Source organism: Rummeliibacillus sp. TYF-LIM-RU47, from assembly GCF_008638315.1.
Classification (GTDB): domain Bacteria; phylum Bacillota; class Bacilli; order Bacillales_A; family Planococcaceae; genus Rummeliibacillus; species Rummeliibacillus stabekisii.
In genome coordinates this window covers 172,961-188,997 of the sequence record NZ_VVIR01000005.1, presented here as the reverse complement: position 1 = coordinate 188,997, position 16,037 = coordinate 172,961, and the positions used below count along the sequence as shown (strand labels likewise).

The following is a 16,037-nucleotide window of genomic DNA, read 5'->3' as shown; positions in this document are numbered from 1 at the left end:
ATCCCTCAAAGACGATGAGGTAGATAGGTTCGAGGTGGAAGTGTGGCGACACATGGAGCTGACGAATACTAATCGATCGAGGACTTAACCAAATTCTTAAGAATCTTTAATTCACGTTTATCCAGTTTTGAAAGAACAACTTTCTTTCAATAGAGGATTTCAAGACACGAGCAATACAAGGAAATGAACGAATGAACACCGGAGTGTACTTATGTACATGAGGATGTGAATGAGTGAAATTGACGCAGTAGTGCGATGTGTATGGGAAGCCGTAAGTCTAGTAATGATGGCAAAGAGGTCACACCCGTTCCCATGCCGAACACGGAAGTTAAGCTCTTTAGCGCCGATGGTAGTTGGGGGCTTCCCCCTGTGAGAGTAGGACGTTGCTAGGCATACTAAGACACTGCTGATTCAATCAGTAGTGTCTTTTTTATTATATAAATTTGAAGGTTTGTTATCGTATAAATAGCCTTGAGATAGTTTTCTAATCATCACTTATTATTTAAAAAATACTTATCCTATAGAAAAATAATTTATTTAGTTAAAGTAAGCAAATAGTTTTTCATTATATTGTTGACAAAAGATTGTATCCAATTTACAATTAAAAATGTCTTTGCCATTAGGATTAATGTCGTACTATAATCTAATTTATGCTTCCATAGCTCAGTAGGTAGAGTGCTTCCATGGTAAGGAAGAGGTCACCGGTTCAAGCCCGGTTGGAAGCTTATTTATAAAGGTTAAACTTTTTTGGTTGAAACTATTGCTTTTTATAAATTAGTATGGTAAAATAATTCTTGTCTTGTTAAAGAGATATACATAAAGCGGATGGCCCCTTGGTCAAGCGGTTAAGACACCGCCCTTTCACGGCGGTAACACGGGTTCGAATCCCGTAGGGGTCACCATCATATATAACTAATATTGTGGAGGATTAGCTCAGCTGGGAGAGCATCTGCCTTACAAGCAGAGGGTCGGCGGTTCGATCCCGTCATCCTCCACCATTTGTCGGAGGGGTAGCGAAGTGGCTAAACGCGGCGGACTGTAAATCCGCTCCTTCGGGTTCGGCAGTTCGAATCTGCCCCCCTCCACCATCTATTGGGGTATAGCCAAGCGGTAAGGCAACGGATTTTGATTCCGTCATGCCCTGGTTCGAATCCAGGTACCCCAGCCATTTTGAGTCATTAGCTCAGTTGGTAGAGCATCTGACTTTTAATCAGAGGGTCGTAGGTTCGAATCCTACATGACTCATTTCTTATATAAAACCTTCTTCTATTATTAGAAGAAGGTTTTTTGTTGTTTCTAAATAAGTATAAATTCTAGTATTCCAGTTTTCTTTTTGAATAAACATACAAAAAAATGTGACGTTGAGCCATCCCTATAAAAGCGGTTACAATATTAGCAGAATACAAAGGGGGTATTTAATAATGAATACATCATTAAACATCACAATGATTGGGGTACCAATGGACTTAGGCCAACAACGCAGGGGTGTAGACATGGGGCCAAGCGCTATCCGTTACGCAGGCGTGCATGAACGTTTAGAAACGATCGGTCATACGGTAGAGGATTTAGGAAATATCGTCATTGAACCTGCAAAAGAAGAGCCAAACACAAAACTACGCAATTTATCAGCTGTATTGAAAGCGAATACAGAGCTAGCTAATAAAGTGAATGAAATGGTTAAAGAAGAACACTTCCCATTAGTATTGGGCGGAGATCACAGCATTGCCATTGGTACTTTAGCAGGCCTCTCAGATCACTATAGCAATTTAGGTGTTATTTGGTATGATGCGCATGCAGATATGAATACAAGCGATACATCACCATCAGGTAACATTCATGGTATGCCACTTGCTATAAGCATGGGTTTGGGACATGATAGCTTAGTAAACATTAGAAACTATGCACCAAAAGTGAAACCAGAAAACATCATTATCATTGGGGCACGCTCAGTGGATGAAGGCGAAAAAGAACTTATCCGGGAAAAAGGCATTAAAGTGTATTCAATGCATGAAATTGATCGTTTAGGCATGACATATATTATGCAAGATGCAATCAACTACTTAAAGGACAGAAATGTAGATGGTGTTCATTTATCACTAGATCTAGACGGTATTGATCCAATCTATACACCAGGTGTAGGTACTCCAGTTCCAGGCGGTATTACATATCGAGAAAGCCATTTAGCAATGGAAATGCTGCATGAATCAAATCTTATTACTTCAGCAGAGTTTGTTGAAGTAAACCCTATTTTAGATGAAAAGAATCAAACAGCAGAAGTAGCGGTAGCGTTAATGGGTTCTTTATTTGGTGAAAAACTAGTATAAAAATGGGCGACTGCCCATTTTTTTTTATTTTAATTTACAAAATGGAAAACATAAATTAAAAATGTTGGATATTTCCTTCCTGATTCTTGTTATAATAAAGTGATGTAACAATCAAAGAAGATTTTTTAACATCATTATTATTTTATCTAGGTTTCTATGTGGAATGCTAAGAGACCGTATGAAACTGATTGCTAGTTTCAAGAGTATTTGGACTGTGGGTTTCTTATCTAATCATCACATGTCCTATAAGTTTTATGATGGAAACACGCAAGGAGATAAAAATTAATGATGAAAAATGAAACCAAACAAGACTGCGATACGTATAGTATGTAGCCGCATGGCGGAGGGGAATTCACATGGACTCGATCACGAACAAAAGAATAAAGCAAGTACTGAAAGGTGACCAGCATGCGTATTCCGAAATTGTAAGCCTCTATCAACAGAAGGTCTACCAAATATGTTATCGTATGCTTAATAATCAGCATGAAGCAGAAGATATTGCGCAAGAAGCTTTTATACGGGCCTATACTAATTTACATACGTTTGATCTCAATCGGAAATTCTCAACCTGGCTTTTCCGGATTGCTACAAACTTATGTATAGACCGTATAAGAAAAAAGAAACCTGACTATTATTTAGATGCAGAGGTAGCAGGTACAGACGGGCTTGATATGTATTCTCAGATTTCTTCACCGGATCGATTGCCGGAAGAAGAAGTAGAAGGAATGGAATTGCAAGAGCGCATTCAATACGAAATCAGTTGTTTATCCGAAAAATATCGGACAGTGATTATCTTAAAATATATCGAAGAACTGCCGTTGCAAGAGATTAGTGAAATTTTGAATATACCGCTTGGAACGGTTAAAACACGTATACATCGCGGACGTGAAGCTTTAAGAAAGCAACTAAGCAATTTGTAGGAGGGGTTTCACAATGAATACATGCCCTAAAGAGATTGTGCAATATATGCATGAATATCTAGATGGGGATATTGCCAGTGAGCATGAGCAAGAGCTTCAAAAACATTTGTACAATTGCTCAGATTGCCGAAAGCATATGCAAGAGTTGGAAGATACAATCGCAATTGTGAAAGGCGCCATCGCTATCGCCACTCCTCCCCGTTTTGTAGATCAGGTTATGCAGCGGCTTCCTAGGAGAAAAATGAAATACGGATTTCAACGTTTTATCCGCAGACATCCAATTGCTATTGCTGCCGCTTTATTTTGCATTTTTATGAGCGCATCCTTTCTGTCGGGTTATAAAAATGATCAACAGTTTTCATATACAAAACAGCCAAACTTGCAGGTTGAGGGGCAAACGGTCATTGTGCCTGAAGGTGAAACGATAAAAGGAGATCTTCTTGTCAAAAATGGAGATATTCTTGTGAAGGGTGCAGTTGATGGCGATATAACCGTGATCAACGGAAAGTATATGGCGTCCTCTGCCAACGTGACAGGGCAAATTGAGGAAATCGATGAAATGTTTGAGTGGCTATGGTATAAGATAAAAAACAGTGCTAAAAAAGCATGGTCTATTATAGATAATAATGAATAAACTAATGATTAAGTCTGCTATCACAGTAGGCTTTTCTGCTTTATCCCGTATTATTAAGCTACAAGTGACTTACTTTAAACTTTAATAACCTGAATACTGTTCGTAAAGGCCCAAATGGCAATGGGGCTAAAAGAATGTCATTGCTTGTAAGGTCACTTCATCCGGGCAGAAAATAGAGCAGTTATGCTATACTTGATATAAACGTACTCGCTAGAAAAGTGGGGGATCCACATGTCTTTTATTAATGAATTTACACAGTTTACAAACAATCAATGGGTAAGAATGGTTTTAAACGTCATCGACATTCTGTTGGTCTGGTTGGTTATCTATAATATTCTTATATTAATCCGTGGTACAAAGGCCGTTCAGCTATTAAAAGGCATATTCGTCATTATTATCATTCGGATTATTACAGTTTATTTTGGATTGACTACACTTGGCTGGATGACAAAACAGGTAATTGAATTTGGATTTTTAGCCATTATTATTATCTTCCAACCTGAATTGCGTCGAGCACTCGAGCAATTGGGGCGAGGTAAGTTGTTTGCTAGGAGTAATATGCAGGAGGAAGAAGAACAAACTCGGCTAGTTACTGCTATGTCCAAATCAGTAAGCTATATGGCTAAACGAAGAATTGGCGCCCTTATCTCCATTGAGAGAGAAACAGGTCTGAATGAGTATATCGAGACAGGGATACCGATGTATTCTGAGATTTCTTCAGAATTAATTATAAATATCTTTATCCCAAATACACCGCTTCATGATGGAGCAGTCATTGTACAAAAAAATAAAGTTGCAGCCGCCGCTTGTTATCTTCCGCTTTCTGAAAGTCCTTTTATTTCGAAGGAACTGGGAACGCGTCATCGTGCTGCGATAGGCATTAGTGAAGTAACAGATGCAATTACTGTTGTTGTCTCTGAGGAAACAGGAGCTATCAGTTTGACGATCAACGGGGACTTGCACCGTGACTTATCAATTGAAGAGTTTGAGGTCCGCCTGCGAAATGCTTGGTTCGGAGGAGCTACTAATTCAGTAGGCACTTCTAAATGGAGCTTATGGGGGGATAAAAAATAATGGATAAACTTTTTGAGAGTCCATGGTTTCTTCGTATTATGGCGCTCCTGTTATCACTATTAATATTCTTCACTGTTAAGTCAGAGACGAGCACAGACAATTACACAACAACGACATCTGACCGCCAAGCGGAAGTGATAAAGGATGTGCCAGTAGAAGTTCTTTACGATAGCGAAAATTTAATTGTTTCTGATGTTCCTAAGACAGTGGATGTATCTATTAAGGGTCCGCTTGCAGTTGTGTTGCAGACAAAAGCATTTAAAGATTATCATGTTTATTTAGATCTCAGCAAAGAGACAATTGGAGAGCACAAGGTTAAATTTAAATCCAAAGGTTTCTCAGATAAGCTGAATGTACAAATTGAGCCTTCTACCATCAATGTATCAATAGAGGAAAAGGTAACAAAGACATTCAAAATTGACCCTGACTTTAATGAAAGCAGACTATCGCCGAATTACTTCATTAAAACGATGACGGCGAACCCAAGTGAAGTGACTGTCACTGGTGCCAAAAGTGTTATTGACAATATCGCCTATATTAAAGCCATGTTATCTAGCGACGGCAACATTAATGAGTCGTTCACAAAGGATGCTCCTGTTAAAGTACTGGATCGCGATATGAATAAGTTAGACGTCTCGGTTACTCCAGCTACAGTATCAGTTAAAGTTGATATTGGTGAATACAGCAAAGAAGTTCCTCTATCACTTAATATAAAAGGATCGCCAAAGGGTAAGAAAGTAAAATCGATTAAAGCAGAAGAAACGATGATTACATTATTCGGTTCTAAAAATGACTTGGAGAAGATTCAATCTCTTCCTGTCGATGTTGATGTTACTAAACTTAAAAAATCCGGCGATATATCCGTAAACTTGGATAAGCCCAATGGTGTGACAAAGTTATCATTCAATCAATTACGTGTACATGTAATAGTAGATGACACATCTTCATCTTCTGGTTCAGATCAAAATCAAGAGAAAGAAAAAGAAGACAAAAATGCAGACAATGAAGAAACAAAAGTAACAGAAGCACCCGTTTCTACCTCTACTGTTACATTAAACGATGTAGCCGTTAGCATAGAAAATTTAGACACTGACCAGTATGAAATAGAAGGCAATGCCAACCATTTTGTATCTGTTCTTGTGACTGGCGAAAAGCAACGACTTGCCAATATAGCCAAATCAGATATTCGGTTATATGTGGATGCAAAAGATGTAAAAGAGGGTATAAACAATCTGGAGATTATGGGTGAAAGCCCAAAAGGAACTACATGGAAGGCGAATCCAAATACAATGAAACTAAAAATTAGCCAAATTTCATAAAGTGAAACTCCATAAAAGCAGGGGTTTCTTCTAGTTCATAAAATTGCATTTAGAGTTTTGAAGGAGAGAATACACAATGGGTAAATATTTCGGTACAGATGGCGTACGCGGAGTCGCCAATAGTGAACTAACACCAGAATTAGCATTTAAATTAGGGCGCTTCGGCGGTTATGTTTTGACAAAGGAAACAAGAGAACGCCCTAAAGTTCTAATTGGACGAGATACGCGTATTTCCGGGGAAATGTTAGAAGGTGCACTTGTAGCAGGTCTCTTATCAGTAGGAGCAGAAGTAATGCGTTTAGGTGTCATTAGCACGCCAGGAGTCGCTTACTTAACTCGTGCGATGAGTGCGCAAGCAGGCGTTATGATTTCTGCATCTCACAATCCGGTAGAGGATAACGGCATTAAATTCTTTGGTCCCGACGGCTTTAAGCTATCTGATGCGGAAGAAGCAGAGATCGAAGCATTACTTGACCAAGAACATGATGATTTGCCACGTCCAACTGGTGGAGCACTTGGTACTGTCAGCGACTACTTCGAGGGCGGTCAAAAGTATATCCAGTATTTAAAACAAACTGTATATGAAGAATTTACAAATATTCATATTGTGTTAGACTGCGCGCATGGTGCGACATCTTCACTTGCAACTCATCTGTTTGCTGACTTGGAAGCTGACCTTTCTACAATGGGTTCATCTCCAAACGGCTTAAATATTAATGATGGAGTAGGTTCTACACATCCTGAGAAACTAGCACAGTTGGTTGTAGATAAAGGGGCAGATATCGGTCTTGCCTTCGATGGTGACGGAGACCGCTTGATTGCTGTAGACGAAAATGGAAATATCGTTGACGGCGACCAAATCATGTATATCTGTGCCAAACATATGCATGAAGAGGGAAAACTGAAGCATGATACAGTTGTATCTACAGTCATGAGTAATATGGGCTTTTATAAAGGATTAGAAGAACACGGTATGCATAGTGTTCAAACAAAAGTGGGTGACCGCTATGTTGTAGAAGCAATGCGCGAAGGAAATTACAATGTCGGTGGGGAGCAATCTGGCCATATTGTATTCTTAGACTACAATACAACAGGTGATGGCATGCTTACTGGTTTACAGCTTGTCAATACCATGAAAGTCACAGGCAAAAAGCTGTCTGAATTAGCTGCAGAAATGACGATTTATCCTCAAAAGTTGATCAATGTACGTGTAACAGATAAGCATGCTGTGACAGATAACGCTAAAGTAGCGGCCACTATTGCTGAAGTGGAACAAGAAATGAACGGCGAAGGTCGTGTCCTTGTACGCCCATCTGGTACAGAGCCATTAGTGCGTGTCATGGTGGAAGCACCAACAAGCGAAAAATGTGAAGCATACTGCACCCAAATTGCTGCTGTTGTCAGCGAGGAAATGGGTTTAAAAGAATAATAAAGCAAAAAAGGAACTCGTATACGAGTTCCTTTTTTTGTTTAAAATTTGGCGATTGTGGAAAAGTACAGTAGAGGCCAATAACGGCCCTATCTATGAAAAGGAGATGTTATCATTGGCTAAAGTAGCAACAGTAGTAACAAACCTAGTAGAAGATGTAGAATACACAGAACCTGTTAAAGCCCTTCGTGATGCAGGTCATGAAGTCGTAACAGTTGAAAAAACAGCAGGCGGCGAAGTTGAAGGGAAACATGGCACTAAAATTCAAGTCGACAAATCAATCGATGATGTAAAAGTAGACGACTTTGACGCATTATTGATTCCTGGTGGTTTTTCACCTGACCAATTGCGTGCAGACGAGCGTTTCGTGAATTTCGCAAAAGCTTTCATGGATGCTAAAAAACCAGTTTTTGCGATTTGCCACGGACCGCAATTATTAATCACTGCTAAAACATTAGATGGTCGTCACGCAACTGGCTACAAATCTATCCAGGTAGATATGGAAAATGCCGGTGTCAATTTCCAAGATAAAGAAGTGGTTGTATGCGAAAATCAATTGGTAACAAGCCGTACACCAGATGATATTCCTGCATTCAACCGTGAGATTGTCAATTTATTAAAATAGCCTAGACTGATACAATAGGAGCTAATCGAAAGAGCCTTCTTTCGATTAGCTTTTTACATTACGTTTATAGTAAGCAACTAAAGGGTAATAGTGACATATGATAGTTATATCATCAAACTTGCATTTTATAATTGACTAAAAAAAGACTTTTCAAGTATGATGAACATGCTGATTCTTTTAAAGTTAAGATCAGCGTACGCTGAGGAGGATTGTATGTAAGCAAAAATCGGAAAAACAGTTATAGCGCCAGTACTGAAGAAATCGTGAATCTTCAGTAGACGAGGTGGAGGAGTATCGAAGTTTTCGGCGGATGCCTCCCGATCGCAATGCCCGATCGTTATCTTGCTTTTAAAGGACTCAAGTGATTGAGTAGACAGGGAAGCAAGAAGGCAAATTAGCAGCTGCATATGAATGACTTCGCCTGTAATAGGGGAAGCTTATTTACACGCGGCTAATTTGGCAAAGTTCGGAGGAAATATAGTTATGTGTGGTATTGTTGGATATAATGGTTTACTTGATGCGAAAGAAATTCTATTAAAAGGATTAGAAAAACTAGAATATAGAGGTTATGATTCTGCAGGGATTGGCCTATGCACAGAAGATGGAGTTGCAGTCTTTAAAGAAAAAGGCCGTATCGCTGACTTACGCAGTATTGTCGATGAAGAAGCAGCTGCTACTATGGGCATTGGCCATACACGATGGGCAACACATGGTGTCCCAAATCAGCTGAACGCTCATCCTCACCAAAGTGCGTCAGGCCGTTTTACATTAGTGCACAATGGTGTATTAGAAAACTATCATCACTTGCAAGATGAATACCTAAGCGGAGTTCAGCTAAAATCTGATACAGATACAGAAGTGCTTGTCCAATTGGTTGAGAAATTTGTAGAGGACGGCATGGCAACAGAAGAAGCGTTCCGCCATACGTTAACACTTGTGCACGGATCTTATGCACTTGCTTTATTAGATGCAGAAGAATGTGACACGATTTATGTAGCTAAAAACAAAAGCCCGCTTTTAGTAGGTGTAGGCGAAGGGTTTAATGTAGTAGCATCTGATGCGATGGCAATGCTACAAGTAACAGATCAATTTATCGAATTGCATGATGAAGAAGTTGTCATTGTTCGCAAAAACTCTATCGTAATCAAAAAACTTGATGGCAAAGTAGTAGAACGCGCACCTTACACTGCAGAGCTAGATATGAGCGATATCGAAAAAGGCACATATCCACACTACATGCTAAAAGAAATCGATGAACAACCTGGCGTAGTTCGCAAAATTGTTCAAAACTATGAAGATGAAGAAGGCAACCTAGTGATTCCTTCTGACATCGCCAATGCTTTACATGCTGCAGATCGACTTTATATCATTGCAGCAGGTACTAGCTATCATGCAGGCCTTGTTGGCAAACAATACTTTGAGAAAATGGCAGGCATCCCTGTCGAAGTGCATATCTCAAGTGAATTCGGCTATAATATGCCGTTACTATCAGAAAAGCCATTCTTTATTTTCATCTCACAATCAGGCGAAACAGCAGATAGCCGTCAAGTGCTTGTGAAAATTAAGGAATTAGGCCATCCGATTTTAACTATTACGAATGTACCTGGCTCTACTTTATCACGTGAAGCGGATTACACATTGTTATTGCATGCAGGCCCTGAAATTGCCGTAGCCTCTACTAAAGCATATGTTGCACAAGTAGCCGTACTTGCAATCGTTGCTTATGTAGAAGCACAAGCAAAAGGCAAAGCACTGGACTTTGATTTAAAAGCAGAGCTTGGCATTGCAGCAAACAACATTCAAACGATTGTTGATCATAAAGAAGACATGGAACATGTAGCAGCAGATTTCTTAGAAATAACACGTAATGCTTTCTTTATCGGCCGCTCAATGGACTTTTATGTCAGCTTAGAGGGCGCGCTCAAACTAAAAGAAATCTCTTATATCCAAGCGGAAGGGTTTGCTGGAGGAGAGCTAAAACACGGTACAATTGCATTAATTGAAGATGGTACACCTGTATTTGCGCTTATTACACAAAAAGAAGTAAGCCTTAACCTAAGAGGTAATGTGAAAGAGGTAACTACTCGTGGTGCCAACGCTTGCATTATTTCGATGGAAGGCATGGAAGAACCAGGCGACACAATCGTCCTTCCACCTGTACACCCGCTTCTAACACCGCTTGTATCAGTTGTTCCATTACAATTGATCAGCTATTATGCATCTCTTGCACGTGGCTGTGATGTGGATAAACCAAGGAATTTGGCTAAGTCGGTTACAGTGGAATAGTTGTATTACTAGTGAGTGAGTTATACCTAATCCTGTCACAGCTTATAAGTATGTTTGTCATATAAATATAAGTTGTTGTGACACATAGATTCACCTTGATACTGCGATAAACCTTTCAGTATCAAGGTTTTCTGTTTTTTATCTCCAATAGTATTTAGTAAGTGTTATTCACTAAAAATAATTAAAGTAACAGTTAAGGTTTTATAATTAATAATGACATTATTCTATTCGTCTAGGGTTTTGATTGTGATTTAAATAGAGTTGTACAAAAAATGTTCACCTATATTAATGTTAGTAACTATACAATAATGTAGTAACTCAACATTAAACTAGGTAACTGAACTTTTTTTGAAGTATAAATTGTATAGAGCAAATAAAGTTCGATTCGATTTGTTTATTATCGTGTTTAAGAGGATATCTCTTAAACACGATTTTTTTGTTGCTTTTAAATAAAGTACGATGTTTTGCCCCTTTGGATCTGTTTATCTAAGGGGGTGTTTTTATAGTGAAAGAAGATCTGAATTGAAAGGTGGATCAAGGAATTGTTGAGTATCAATAAAGTTACTCAATTAAAGGGCCATTTAATTGAATAACTCTTAAAAGAAAATTGGATAGTATTGGGGAGTTTAGAAGGGGTTGTGAAGTTATGTACTTAAAGTAACGGGGAAGGATAGTTGAATAAGATTAGTCATGATTAGGAGTATTTTACTTTGAATATTGAACTAGTTGAAAATAGATAGTAGTTATTCGAAAGCAAAAAGGACTATTATTCGGTATTATATACCTAGACTACTATCGATAATAAATCAGAGGAGAATAGATGAGAAATATACCTCCTAAAGTGGAATACAGCCTTACAAATAAAGGAGAGATGCTATTACTTGTTTTAGAGCAGTTATGTGAACGGGGGGAGAATGGTAATAATTAACTTCTGTAGATAATGAAAACCCATTTGGAAATAGAGTGAGGTGAGATTAATTCAGTATTTTATATAGAGAACAGAAAACAGTTATCTAATTGGCAACTGTTTTCTGTTCTAATAGTCGTGCCAGTAATCCTGTAGTAAAAAGTAAAGAAGCTCTACTTATGTTACAACAGGACAGAATCCCTATATTAAATGGGTTAGCGTCAGAAAAATTCGGATTTCAACGTAAGTAGATTTCAAGGACGCTACCCCCGTTTTTAACTACATTAAGGAAGCTTTAATGTTCTTAAAGAATCTGTCGAGGCCATCTACTTAGAATTAAAATAGCTAAATTTTAGTACAACAATAAAATACCTTACATATAAGGTATTAAGAAGCCTCTTCTGGTTGTGCGATTTCATATTCACCTTCTGCATACTCTTGCTCCGCATAATGGCTTCCCCATTGACAGAGCTCCTGCAAGATAGGTTTAAGAGATTCTCCAAGTTCAGTGGATGAATATTCAACCTTCGGTGGTACTTGATTATACATCTTTCTGCTCACAAGTCCACTGTCTTCAAGCTCTCTAAGTGTTTGAATCAGCATTTTCTGAGATATATTTGGGACAATGCGCTTTAATTCACTCGTTCTCTTTGGTCCATTCATTAAAAAGTGTAATACAAGACCTTTCCACTTTCCGCCAATAACTTCCTTTGTCACTTCAAAACCACAACTATATTTTTTCAAGTCTAAACCTCTCCATTCCACATTTATTACTTTTTAGTTACTATATCACAAAAAAGTGGGTACTTCCGTTAATGTGCTTACTAAAGGATACTATATCTTGTAAGTTGTTCTTCAAGTACTTGGGGAATGGTGTAACGGAATCGCCGCAAAATATAAAATTTATAGGAGGAGTTAATATGACCAATCAACTAGTTCAACTCAATATTCGTTTTAAGGCTAAACCAGGGAAGAAAGAAGAATTCCGCAAGGAGCTTTTTTCTCTAATTGAGGAGATGTCATCCGAAAAGGCATTTATTAGCGCTATTGTTTCGGATAATCTGGATCAACCGGATGAACTGCTCATTTATGAAACATGGAAAGGCACGAGAGATAGCTGGCTTGATGAAGAATTTACTAAACCATACCGCAAGAATTACGAAGTAAGAGTGGATGATTTAATTGTGGAAAGAAGCGTTAGCTGGTTGCAACCTATCCGTGAATGGGGAAGTCATATAACGAATGCATATTAATTTTTATAAATGAGAAATAGCATCATAACTGTACAAATGGGCGAAGTCACAATAGCTGTCTTCGACGATACCTGCGGCAACCTTATTAAGATAATGCAGGAGTAAACTTTATTTATGGTAGAAAAAGTTATGCAATAGAGTGTTTTTATAAACAAATTAACAACAACTTTATGTTGAGACCTACTAGAAGGAGGAAAGAATCATGGCATTTTTCGAAACAAGTGACGGCGTCAAATTGTATTATCAGCAAAAAGGAGAAGGACAACCGATTGTGTTCGTCCATGGCTGGTCATCAGATCATACAGCATTCGATCAACCATTTGAAGAATTGAGCAAAAAGTTCAATGTAGTGTCTTTTGATTTGAGAGGACATGGCGCTTCTGATCGCCCGGAGCATGGTTTGACATTGAAGAGATTCGCTTCCGATTTGGAAGAACTAATGGAGCATCTTAATTTGATGAATGTCACATTAGTTGGACACTCGATGGGGGTTTCTACGACATTCGAGTATGTAAAAAACTTCGGTGTATCCAGATTGAAGGCCGTATCGTTGTTCGACATGACACCAAAATTAGTCAATGAAGAGGATTGGAATTTAGGTCTTTATCACGGTAAATATACGCGAGAAGACTCATTGAATGATTTGACAGTGATCAATAATAGCTTGATGGAATTCGCAAAGCCTTTCTTTAAAGTGACCGTCCCATACTTGGCTGGTGAAATGATAGAAGAGCAACTCAATTTAGTAGTCAACGGCAATACCCCTCATGTATTAGCGGCAATGTGGCATGCGATGGCAGTTGGCGATTATCGTGACGTGTTACCACAAATCACTGTACCAACACAAATTGTGTATGGAGAAAAGAGTACACTTTACTCAAAAGAAGCAGCGGAATACATGAAGGAACAGATTCCGAATTCTGAAGTGATTCCGTTTGAAAACTGCACGCACTTATTAGTTGCGGAAGATGTAGTAAAAACAGCAAAAGTAATTGAAGAACTTGCAAGTTCTATGGTGAATTCATAAATAATGAAGGGGCTGTCTAAAAAGTCCCTAAAATGAAGAAGGTGGAGAAAAATAAATCGTTTTCTCCACCTTTTTTTTTGATTTTTCGTTTTATAAGGTGGTTTCTGCACAAGAGGCCTACCACTTTTAGCAAGTTATGAGCCATTGCACCTTTTCAGGTCCCCGTGTCGGTTCCCCTTCTCCTTTGTGCACAAAGCCTTCAGTGGACAATCACCACACTCTTCACATTCGTAGATTTTGAAGTCCTGTACAAAGCCGAGGGTTTCTTTTTCTTCATGTACTTCTTGAAGTGAACACGGCGGCCGTTCGGACAAATGAACAAGTTGTCCTCTTCTACATAATCCCAATTCTTTGCATTGTATGGATTGTCCGGTAGTCGGGTTTTTACATCGCCGCGAGCCACATGGCGGGAATGTTCTCCATTTAAACTAAACGGGGCTTTACTTCAATAATGATCTTCAACAATCGTGCGCGTTTGTTGAATAAGTACCGATAAAAATAATCAAGCCTGTAAGTATGGTATAAAGTAATTTTTTATATGTATAAATTATTTTCTATATAATGGTAGAACAGGCGACAACTTTTTAATATATAGGTAGGGCGTATTGGCGAAAATTTATTTGTTTTACTGGTGTTCCAGTCGAGAATTATTTTATCATGTAACATTAGGTTGGCTTTTAATAAAGGACGGATACAAATAATAAGATCTAATGAAAACAACCTCTGTGGGCAAAATATCCAGTAGAGGTTATTTTATTCTCTGAAAGTAGAGGAACTTTTATCCCAGTGAATTCTTCGAATCAATTCATAGAGGCGGTCATACAAGGTGACTGTTGATAGAGTTATTTACACAACAAAACCAGTTTCCTATGTTAATGTTATTATAAGGGTATAAAAAATATTAAACCTTGGGGATAGTGGAGGAGATTGATATTATTATTTGAATATTTAGTAAAAGTTTAATAGAAGAAGGAAATACCTAGTCTTTTGATGAAAATTATTAATAAAGGTGGCATAAAGATGGAAATATTTGAAATGGCAGATAACGTAAATAGTCCAGAAGATTTAATTGAATTTATAAATCAATTAAGAATGGATTTAAAAATTAATAAGGATGAGTGGAAGAATATAACACTTGAAGATTACTTAGAAGCGATGGAAGCTTGTGTTAATGAAATGGATGAATATAATGTATATGATACTCAAATACTTCCTAAGCAACCCTCTTGGAAGATTATATCTCTAATACTATTTGCTGCGAGTATATATGAATGATGCTTGACTATTGGGGAGCTTTGCTTTTGTACAACAAGGATTTATTAAATATACAAAACAATCATAATAAAGGCTTCAGATAAAGGTGGTATTCCCATAATTTTGCGCATTTATGAGGTAATACTGTAGAAAATAATCAAACTACTTTAAATTAACTAAAAAGTGTTAAAGAAGCATCCATATTGATTAATGGATGCTTCTTATTAATCTTAGTGTAAAGGGTTTATTAGGGACTTATTCAAACTTTATCTTAAAGCTACTACTGACATATTCACCTGAAATAAATAATCTAATTATGAACACGATTCAAAATTGGATCGTGCTTTTTACATAGAGGGACGAAAGGGAATAACCAACTTAACTGAAATAATGTAATAATAAAGTTGAGAATACAGATTATAAATGTTCAACTGTTTAGATAGTAAAGGGGGAGTTTAATGAAGAATTGGGTTCCGCTTTTAGAAAAAGAAATGGGTCAAATTTGGGACCGGATATATAATGATTTTGAATTCGAACCAAGTACGTCTATATTTCCATCTTTTAATGTTCCACACCCTTATATAACTTATAATGTTTCTGGCTATTTCGGAGATTCATCAGATTTAAGTGCTTATGATGACCTTGAAGAAAAAGTGTTAGATGTATTTAAAGAGTGCACAATGCTTGGAGAATATATACTAGCACTCGATTGGCAACACGAATGTTATTGGATAAATCCACGCTTAGAATTCGAAAGGGATGAATTCGGAGAATGGGTTATACCAATCTTTCCGAATGGTGATTACTATTTCTTTATTCAGAAGGATTTTATGTGGGGCATTTTAGGACATCCTTGGGAAAATAGTATAACTATATTTGGAAAAGAACTAATAGACGCTTTTAATAAAAACAAGCCTAGAATGTTTCGTAAGATTTTAAGACAGGGCTAATTCTTTAACTTTATATAGCATTGTAATAAATGAGT

Annotated in this window: 13 protein-coding genes, 6 tRNA genes, 2 rRNA genes and 1 pseudogene; 21 read left to right on the top strand and 1 reads right to left on the bottom strand. The window is 37.8% G+C overall.

What is annotated here, in order from left to right; genetic code table 11:
* From F0527_RS15760 to F0527_RS15680, 17 genes and pseudogenes are all read left to right on the top strand, one after another.
* Positions 1 to 92: ribosomal RNA gene (locus tag F0527_RS15760) — 23S ribosomal RNA — on the top strand; the annotation flags it as partial.
* A 184-nt stretch (positions 93 to 276) separates the two neighbouring features.
* Positions 277 to 392: ribosomal RNA gene (gene rrf / locus F0527_RS15755) — 5S ribosomal RNA — on the top strand.
* 260 nt (positions 393 to 652) lie between these two features.
* Positions 653 to 725: transfer RNA gene (locus tag F0527_RS15750), tRNA-Thr, on the top strand.
* Between the two features lie 102 nt (positions 726 to 827).
* Positions 828 to 902 (top strand) — tRNA-Glu (locus tag F0527_RS15745).
* Positions 903 to 922: 20 nt separating this feature from the next.
* A tRNA-Val gene (locus F0527_RS15740) sits at positions 923 to 998 on the top strand.
* 6 nt (positions 999 to 1,004) lie between these two features.
* A tRNA-Tyr gene (locus F0527_RS15735) sits at positions 1,005 to 1,088 on the top strand.
* 5 nt (positions 1,089 to 1,093) lie between these two features.
* Positions 1,094 to 1,168, top strand: a tRNA-Gln gene (locus F0527_RS15730).
* Between the two features lie 4 nt (positions 1,169 to 1,172).
* Positions 1,173 to 1,245 (top strand) — tRNA-Lys (locus F0527_RS15725).
* A gap of 176 nt (positions 1,246 to 1,421) precedes the next feature.
* Positions 1,422 to 2,324: an arginase gene (gene rocF, locus F0527_RS15720; protein ID WP_066790722.1), complete on the top strand. Its 903-nt coding sequence runs from the start codon at positions 1,422 to 1,424 to the stop codon at positions 2,322 to 2,324.
* Positions 2,325 to 2,680: 356 nt separating this feature from the next.
* A complete protein-coding gene (gene sigW / locus F0527_RS15715; protein ID WP_066790721.1) occupies positions 2,681 to 3,244 on the top strand; it encodes an RNA polymerase sigma factor SigW in 564 nt (187 codons plus the stop codon).
* A gap of 13 nt (positions 3,245 to 3,257) precedes the next feature.
* A complete protein-coding gene (locus tag F0527_RS15710) occupies positions 3,258 to 3,878 on the top strand; it encodes a zf-HC2 domain-containing protein (RefSeq protein WP_150285537.1) in 621 nt (206 codons plus the stop codon).
* 231 nt (positions 3,879 to 4,109) lie between these two features.
* Positions 4,110 to 4,952: a diadenylate cyclase CdaA gene (gene cdaA / locus F0527_RS15705; RefSeq protein WP_066790714.1), complete on the top strand. Its 843-nt coding sequence runs from the start codon at positions 4,110 to 4,112 to the stop codon at positions 4,950 to 4,952.
* A complete protein-coding gene (locus tag F0527_RS15700; protein WP_150285536.1) occupies positions 4,952 to 6,271 on the top strand; it encodes a CdaR family protein in 1,320 nt (439 codons plus the stop codon). Before cdaA ends, F0527_RS15700 begins: the two co-directional genes overlap by 1 nt.
* Before the next feature lie 76 nt (positions 6,272 to 6,347).
* Positions 6,348 to 7,700 (top strand): phosphoglucosamine mutase, encoded by a 1,353-nt coding sequence (gene glmM, locus F0527_RS15695; protein WP_066790710.1) that lies wholly within the window; start codon positions 6,348 to 6,350, stop codon positions 7,698 to 7,700.
* Positions 7,701 to 7,806: 106 nt separating this feature from the next.
* Positions 7,807 to 8,325 (top strand): type 1 glutamine amidotransferase domain-containing protein, encoded by a 519-nt coding sequence (locus F0527_RS15690; RefSeq protein ID WP_184117595.1) that lies wholly within the window; start codon positions 7,807 to 7,809, stop codon positions 8,323 to 8,325.
* Between the two features lie 483 nt (positions 8,326 to 8,808).
* Positions 8,809 to 10,611: a glutamine--fructose-6-phosphate transaminase (isomerizing) gene (gene glmS / locus F0527_RS15685; RefSeq protein ID WP_150285549.1), complete on the top strand. Its 1,803-nt coding sequence runs from the start codon at positions 8,809 to 8,811 to the stop codon at positions 10,609 to 10,611.
* Between the two features lie 829 nt (positions 10,612 to 11,440).
* Positions 11,441 to 11,539 (top strand): annotated as a pseudogene (locus F0527_RS15680) (winged helix-turn-helix transcriptional regulator); the annotation flags it as partial.
* A gap of 366 nt (positions 11,540 to 11,905) precedes the next feature.
* Here the strand turns inward: F0527_RS15680 and F0527_RS15675 are convergent.
* Positions 11,906 to 12,262, bottom strand: a complete 357-nt coding sequence (locus F0527_RS15675; RefSeq protein ID WP_150285535.1) for a winged helix-turn-helix transcriptional regulator — start codon at positions 12,260 to 12,262, stop codon at positions 11,906 to 11,908.
* Positions 12,263 to 12,438: 176 nt separating this feature from the next.
* Between F0527_RS15675 and F0527_RS15670 the strand changes: the two genes are divergently transcribed.
* From F0527_RS15670 to F0527_RS15645, 4 genes are all read left to right on the top strand, one after another.
* On the top strand, positions 12,439 to 12,771 hold the full coding sequence (locus F0527_RS15670; protein ID WP_150285534.1) for an antibiotic biosynthesis monooxygenase family protein: 333 nt from the start codon (positions 12,439 to 12,441) through the stop codon (positions 12,769 to 12,771).
* A 202-nt stretch (positions 12,772 to 12,973) separates the two neighbouring features.
* A complete protein-coding gene (locus F0527_RS15660; RefSeq protein WP_150285533.1) occupies positions 12,974 to 13,798 on the top strand; it encodes an alpha/beta fold hydrolase in 825 nt (274 codons plus the stop codon).
* Positions 13,799 to 14,818: 1,020 nt separating this feature from the next.
* Entirely contained in the window at positions 14,819 to 15,073 is a 255-nt protein-coding gene (locus F0527_RS15650; protein WP_150285532.1) for a DUF7660 family protein, read from the top strand.
* 437 nt (positions 15,074 to 15,510) lie between these two features.
* On the top strand, positions 15,511 to 16,002 hold the full coding sequence (locus tag F0527_RS15645; RefSeq protein WP_150285531.1) for a DUF2716 domain-containing protein: 492 nt from the start codon (positions 15,511 to 15,513) through the stop codon (positions 16,000 to 16,002).
* The last annotated feature ends 35 nt before the right edge of the window (positions 16,003 to 16,037 follow it).